This window comes from Mesorhizobium sp., assembly GCF_004962925.1.
Classification (GTDB): Bacteria; Pseudomonadota; Alphaproteobacteria; order Rhizobiales; family Rhizobiaceae; genus Mesorhizobium.
The window spans coordinates 13,101-19,801 of the sequence record NZ_SUEO01000119.1 but is presented as its reverse complement, the minus strand read 5'-3'; the positions used below and the strand labels follow the sequence as shown (position 1 = coordinate 19,801).

The window sequence follows — 6,701 nt, the reverse complement described above, 5'->3', positions numbered from 1 at the left end:
ATGTCGGCCGCATCACGGACATGCGCTGGCTGAGGACGCATGCTGCGCGCTTCCGGCTGGTCGGCGTCGTCAACCGGCTCGACCGGCGCGATTTCATTGAAGCGCGCGGCGAGGGCAGTTGCGGCGAGGTACGTTTCATCTATCGCCTTGCCTACAGCTTCAAGAAAAACGGCAAGGTTTTAGCCTCGCGCCTGCCGTTCAACTTCAATGCCATCTACAGCGCCGCGCCGGATGCCGATGGCGGCTGCGTTGGCGTCGCCGGGCGCTGGACGCCGCAGCTCGACGAAACCGTCGATGCCGGCTGGCTCATCGGCGGGCCGCTGGAGAAGGCCGGGCTGTCCTTCAAGCAGCTCGAGCTCAACGCCCAAGTGGTGCGCTTTCCCTCCGGCCAGGAGACCGAATTCGGCGGGCAGGCCGCCTATCTCATGCGGATTTTTGGTATCGACGGCGCCGAAGTCAGCGAGAGGCCGCTGGAAAACACGCCGGACGTGGCGCTGCTCTCGGAAGACGCCGCGCTGAAAGCGAAACTTGCCGACTACATCAGCGCCAATCTCGCGGCGGTGGATCTCGGCGTCTACCAAATTCCGGACGAATTCCTGACGAAGAAGGTCATTTCGTGGTCGACTTTCGGCAGCGCAAGGCAGGCCAATCACCCGTTCACGCCGCTGTTCCAGCCCGCGGATTTTTCTGGGCTCGACTATTCGGCTTTGAAGCTGGTGCGCACGCCGGAAGCGCTGGTCGAGCGGCTGGACAATGGCGCCTGCCAAGGCTGCCATCAGGCAGGTTCGACCGCCGGATTTCATTTCATCGGCCTCGACGACACGACGACGTCGCCGCTGAACCGCATCGAGGTCGGCATCTCGCCGCATCTTCATGCCGAGATGCCGCGCCGCGAGGCTTGGCTGCGCGCGACTGCCAAGGGCAAGGAGCCGAACCGCTTCCGCCCGCTGTCCTTCGCGCCGCCGGCCGCGTGGAAGGACGCCGGCGAAGTCGCGTATGCGCCGGCCGAGATGGCAATGCCATGTCTGATGCCGGAGGATGCGGCCCGTTTCGGCACGACTTGGCAGTGCGGCGGTGGCACCGTCTGCACGCCGCTGGCGACTGCGTCGGGCGTGCGGACCAAACTGGCGCAATGCCTGTTGCCCAAGGACAGCGGAAAGATGTTCTCCGGCCATCCATGCCTGACCGGCACGATCGCCAGCAATGGCACGCAGCCCTTCAACGACCGCTACAGCATATCGGGCCAGTTCGCGGCCTTCGCGACCGACATTTCGCGCACCGCATACACTTGCCGGCCGCCGAAGATCGGCGTGCCGGCCGGCATCGCCTATCGCGGCTGCGACGACAAGGATCGTGCCCTTGCCGGCTTCAAGCCGGGCAAGCCGATGCCGAACGAAATCTGCGGGCTGGTCGGCGGCAAGAAATTCGACACTTGCGTGGCGACCAACAATTTCGACCAGTGCCTCGGCGGCGCGGTCAATCGCGGCAACCGGCCGGCGTGCTCGGCCGATCATTTCTGCCGCGAGGATTATATGTGCCAGTCGCTGCCACCAGACACGCCTGGTATCGGCAAGGTGAAAGGTATCGGCTTCTGCTCGCCGACCTATTTTATCTTCCAGATGCGCATCGACAACCACGCGACGCCTTGGGCGGGCGCTGTCCGCGCGACGATGGGGTCCGGGTTCGGCGCGGCGGAAGCGGAGTGAGCTTTTGCTGTGGCCGCTTTCGCGACATCAGCGTCTCACAACGGAATGTTGTCGTGTTTCTTCCAGGGGTTCTGCATATCCTTGTTGCGCAGCATGCGGAGCGCACGCGCAATGCGGCGACGGGTCGAATGCGGCATGATCACCTCATCGACATAGCCGCGCTCGGCGGCGACGAAGGGCGACAGGAAGCGATCCTCGTAAGCTTTTGTATGTGCTGCGATCTTCTCCGCATCGCCGATGTCCTTGCGATAGATGATCTCGACCGCGCCCCTGGCGCCCATCACCGCGATCTGCGCCGTCGGCCAGGCATAGTTCATGTCGCCGCGCAGATGCTTCGACGCCATCACGTCATACGCGCCGCCATAGGCCTTTCGGGTGATGACGGTGATCTTCGGAACGGTCGCCTCGGCATAGGCGAACAAAAGCTTGGCGCCGTGCTTGATCAGCCCGCCATATTCCTGCGCGGTGCCGGGCAGAAAGCCCGGAACGTCGACGAAGGTGACGATCGGAATCGAGAAACAGTCGCAGAAGCGTACGAACCGCGCCGCCTTGCGGCTGGCGTCCGAATCGAGCACGCCTGCCAGCACCATCGGCTGGTTGGCGACGAAGCCGACCGTGCGGCCTTCGACCCGTCCGAAACCGGTGACGATGTTTTTCGCAAAATTCTGCTGGATCTCGAAGAAGTCACCCTCGTCGGCAACTTTAAGGATCAACATCCTTGATGTCGTAGGGTTTGTTGGCGTTGTCGGGGATCAGCCGGTCGAGCGACAGATCGTGATCGGTGACCGACTGGTAGCATTCGATCTCGGGGATATCAGCCGTATTGGAGGCAGGCAGCAGGTCGACCAGCCGGCGCATCTGCAGCAGCGCCTCGACGTCATTGTCATAGGCGCCGTCGGCGATCGAGGACTTCGTCGTGTGGACGAAGGCGCCGCCGAGGCTCTCGGCGGTCACGGTCTCGTTGGTGACGGTCTTCACCACGTCCGGCCCGGTGACGAACATGTAGGAGGTGTCGCGCACCATGAAGATGAAATCGGTCATGGCAGGCGAATAGACGTCGCCGCCGGCGCAAGGGCCCATGATCAGTGAAATCTGCGGAATGACGCCCGAGGCCAGCACATTGCGCTGGAAGATCTCGGCATAGCCACCAAGTGCCGCCACGCCTTCCTGGATGCGGGCGCCGCCGGCGTCGTAGAGGCCAATGATCGGCGCGCGGTTGCGCAGCGCCATCTCCTGTACCTTGACCACCTTTTCGGCATGGGCCTCGGACAGCGAGCCGCCGAACACGGTAAAATCCTTGGCGAAGACATAGACCGGGCGGCCGTTGACGGTGCCCCAGCCGGTGACGACACCGTCGCCGGCGATCTTGGTTTTCTCCATGCCGAAATCAGTCGAGCGATGCTCGACATACATGTCGAACTCCTCGAACGAGCCCTCGTCGAGAAAGACGTCGATGCGTTCGCGCGCGGTGAGCTTGCCCTTCTTGTGCTGAGCGTCGATGCGGGCCTGACCGCCGCCCATGCGCGCCATGTCGCGGCGGCGCTCGAGTTCCTTCAGCACGTCCTTCATCGGTCGATCCTCAAACGGAAGCTGATTTGTGGTAATCATGCAGGCAGGGGAGCGCAAGCGCCGCTTTTGCCATCGATTTGTTGCGCTGCAACATGGCGCCCCTTGCATTCCGCGGCGAACTGGGCCATATGCGGCGACATAGGCGCTTGGGCCGGGAGTATCCGGCCTTCTCGACGAATGAGACTGGTTGCGTCTGTTTTCCCTCTTTCCGACATATCGGCAAGGCGGCGAAAAAGCCCCGTGGCATGATGCCTGCGGGCACGACAGCGCAGCCGTGCGGACGACAACGTCCGCCGCCTTGTCGTTTCATGACAGTTTTTTCGACGGCAGGTTGCGCCCTGCCGCCATCGATGTTTGCGGCCACGAGCCGCGTGAAAGAAGAATATTTTGACCAACGAAAACACTTTGACCGGTGAAAACACTTTGACCGGTACGAACACTGGGGAACTTTCAGGTTTCGCAGCACTTGGAATTACCGGCGCGCTGCTCAAGGCCACCCATGGCGCCGGCTTCACCGAGCCGAAGCCGATCCAGGCCCAGGCGATCCCGCCGCAGCTCGAAGGCCGTGACATTTTCGGCATCGCCCAGACCGGTTCGGGCAAGACCGCGGCGTTCGCGCTGCCGATCCTGTCGAAGATCATCGCGCTCGGCACCAAGCGCCGGCCGAAGACCGCTCGTGCGCTGATCCTGGCGCCGACGCGCGAACTCGCCGTGCAGATCGAAGAGATGATCAAGCTGCTCGCCAAGGGCGCGCATGTCTCGACAGCACTCGTGCTTGGCGGCGTCTCGCGCTTCAGCCAGGTGAAAAAGATTGCTCCCGGCGTCGACATCCTTATCGCCACGCCCGGCCGGCTGACCGACCTGGTGCGTGAGGGCGATCTCGTGCTGGCCGACACCAAATGGCTGGTGCTGGACGAAGGCGACCGCATGCTCGACATGGGCTTCATCAACGACGTCAAGCGCATCGCCAGGGCGACCGCGCCGGACCGTCAGACGGTGCTGTTCTCGGCGACCATGCCGGCCGAAATCGCCGAACTGGCGAAGGGCCTGTTGAAGAACCCGATCCGCGTCGAAGTGGCGCCTCACAGCACCGCGGCGGCCGAGATCGTGCAGGGCGTCGTCTTTGCCCGCACCAAGCAGAAGCGCCAGGTGCTGTCGACGATGCTCGCCGACGAGGCGATGAAGTCCGTCATCATCTTTTCGCGCACCAAGCATGGCGCCGACAGGGTGACCAAGGACCTTGAGCGCGACGGCTTCAAGGCTGCCGTCATTCACGGCAACAAGTCGCAGAACGCCCGCCAGAAGGCGCTGAACGATTTCCGCGAGGGTTCGGTGCGCATTCTTGTGGCAACCGATATCGCGGCGCGCGGCATCGACGTGCCCGGCATCAGCCACGTGGTGAATTTCGACCTGCCGGACGAGGCGGAGAGCTATGTCCACCGCATCGGCCGTACCGGCCGTAACGGCATGGACGGCATCGCCATCACGCTTTGCGATCCCTCCGAAAACAGCAAGCTGCGTCAGGTCGAGCGCATCATCCGCACCAAGCTGCCGATCGTTGCCGACCATCTCGGCAGCCCTGATCCGCAGCGCAATCCTGCCGAAAAGAACGAGCGCAGCTTCGAGCCGGCCAACGACCGCAATGGTCGTCGCGACGGCAGGCGGCCAGGCGGCCAGAACAACGGCAAGAAGCGCTTCGGCGACAAGCCGGCTTTTGCCGGCGAGCGCAAGCCGGAAGGCGCCAAGCCCTTCAAGGGCAACAACAAGCGCCGCTTCGGCGGCAAGCGACCCGCGGCGCGGGCTGCGTAATGAGATAGTTGCATCCGGCCGAGCCTATCGGGCTCGGCTCGGCTGCTCACAATTGAAAAAAGGCGATCGGAGCGATGCTTCGGTCGCCTTTTTCGCCTGATATCTACTTCACCACCGCCTCTACCCACACCACAATGCGCTGCACGAGGAAAGCCGTGGTTGCTGGCGACAGCGCGTCACCCGCAATGACGTGATTGTCCCGATCACCGGTATCGTCGACCGGCACCAGTTCGTGCGCGGCGCCCCAGCGCCCGGCGATTTCGCGGGTGCGGTCGGGCCGCACGGATTCTGTCCGAATCCGAAAAGATGAACAGGGCAGGGATCGTCGCCTTCTCCACCGGCGCGCCATAGGCAAGCTCGGTAAGCGCCACCATCGGCAACGTCGCGGCGATCGGATAGCGGTAGGTCCAGAATTTCTCGTGCAGCGCATTGCGTGGCACGAAGCTGCGTTCCTTGCCGGCGACCAGCTCGGCGATCTCTCGGCCCCACGGCATGGTCAGGAGTTCGGCGCCGGAAGCCTTGATGCCGAAATTCGGCGAGATGAACGCTATTGCCGCCACCCCGTCCGATGCGCCCGGCTGCGTCGCAGCCCAGGCCGCCAGCGATCCGCCGGTCGAGGTAGCGATGACAATCACCTTGTCGCCGATCGCCCGGCCGATGGCGAGCGCTTCCTCATAGTCATTGATCCAGGCGTTGACGCTGCCTTCGGCCATCGCAGCACCGCCCTGTCCGTGGCCGGTGAGGCGGGTGTAGTAGAGATTTGCGTCCAGCTCGTCGGCCACCTCGTCGGGCAGCGGACGAACCTCGCCCTTCGATGCCGAAAAGCCGTGGATATAGACGATCGCGAGCGGCGTCCTGGCATGCACCATCGGATTGGCCCAGATGATCTCCTTCTCCAGCCCGTCGTAGATGCTCGGTACGGCTCCCTCGTTGCGTGCCAGATAGGCTTGCGGGTCATCGCCGATCACGGAAGGGTCGAAGCGGATCGTGGTGTCGGCTTGGACGCGCGGGCCAAGCACGAAGGCCAGGACAAGAATGACGGCGAGACCCAGTACCGCAAGCACGATCCGTTGCCCCATTGCAGACTCCATGCAACAATTCTCAACCTATGGCCGCAAAATGCAAACACGCAGCGGGCGTCCTGCCGGCGGCGGGATCGCCAACTTTGATGGCCGGCCTATTCGCTCGGCGGCTTGCGGTCGAAATTCAGCGGACGTGCCTTCCAGCGGGTCGCGGTGCTGATGACCCACCGGCAGAGTGGTCTCGGCAGCATGCTGAGCAGCTTCAGGCCCCAGCTCAAGCGGCGCGGGAAGGTGACTTCGAAGCCGCCGGATTTGATGCCGCGCGCCATGCGCCGCGAGGCGCGGTTGACGGGCATCAGCCCGGGCATCGGCAGCAAGTTCTTCTCGGTCAGCGGCGTGTCGACAAAGCCCGGATTCATCACCTGGATGCGCACGTTCATCTTATCAAAGTCGTATTTCAGCGACTCCGCCAGGATATTGATCGCCGCCTTGGTACCGCCATAGGCGGCCGTGGTCGGCCAGCCGAAATAGGCGGTGACCGAACCGACCAGGACGACATGGCCGCGCGCGCGGACGCGCATGCGTTCGATGACCG

Annotated in this window: 3 protein-coding genes and 2 pseudogenes; 2 read left to right on the top strand and 3 right to left on the bottom strand. The window is 63.5% G+C overall.

Going from position 1 to position 6,701, the window contains the following annotated elements:
* A partial coding sequence (locus E5W87_RS21800; RefSeq protein WP_292402060.1) for a hypothetical protein occupies positions 1–1,706 on the top strand: 1,706 nt, incomplete at its 5' end.
* A gap of 35 nt (positions 1,707–1,741) precedes the next feature.
* Here E5W87_RS21800 and E5W87_RS21795 read toward each other — a convergent pair.
* A pseudogene (locus E5W87_RS21795) lies at positions 1,742–3,275 on the bottom strand (acyl-CoA carboxylase subunit beta).
* 405 nt (positions 3,276–3,680) lie between these two features.
* Here E5W87_RS21795 and E5W87_RS21790 point away from each other — a divergent pair.
* Positions 3,681–5,084 carry a DEAD/DEAH box helicase gene (locus E5W87_RS21790; RefSeq protein ID WP_292402063.1) on the top strand — a complete coding sequence of 468 codons (1,404 nt, stop codon included), beginning with the start codon at positions 3,681–3,683 and terminating at the stop codon, positions 5,082–5,084.
* A 103-nt stretch (positions 5,085–5,187) separates the two neighbouring features.
* On the opposite strand, the pseudogene E5W87_RS21785 reads toward E5W87_RS21790, so the two are convergent.
* A pseudogene (locus E5W87_RS21785) lies at positions 5,188–6,163 on the bottom strand (alpha/beta hydrolase).
* Between the two features lie 98 nt (positions 6,164–6,261).
* The coding region (locus E5W87_RS21780) for an SDR family NAD(P)-dependent oxidoreductase (protein WP_292402057.1) at positions 6,262–6,701 on the bottom strand (440 nt) is incomplete at its 5' end.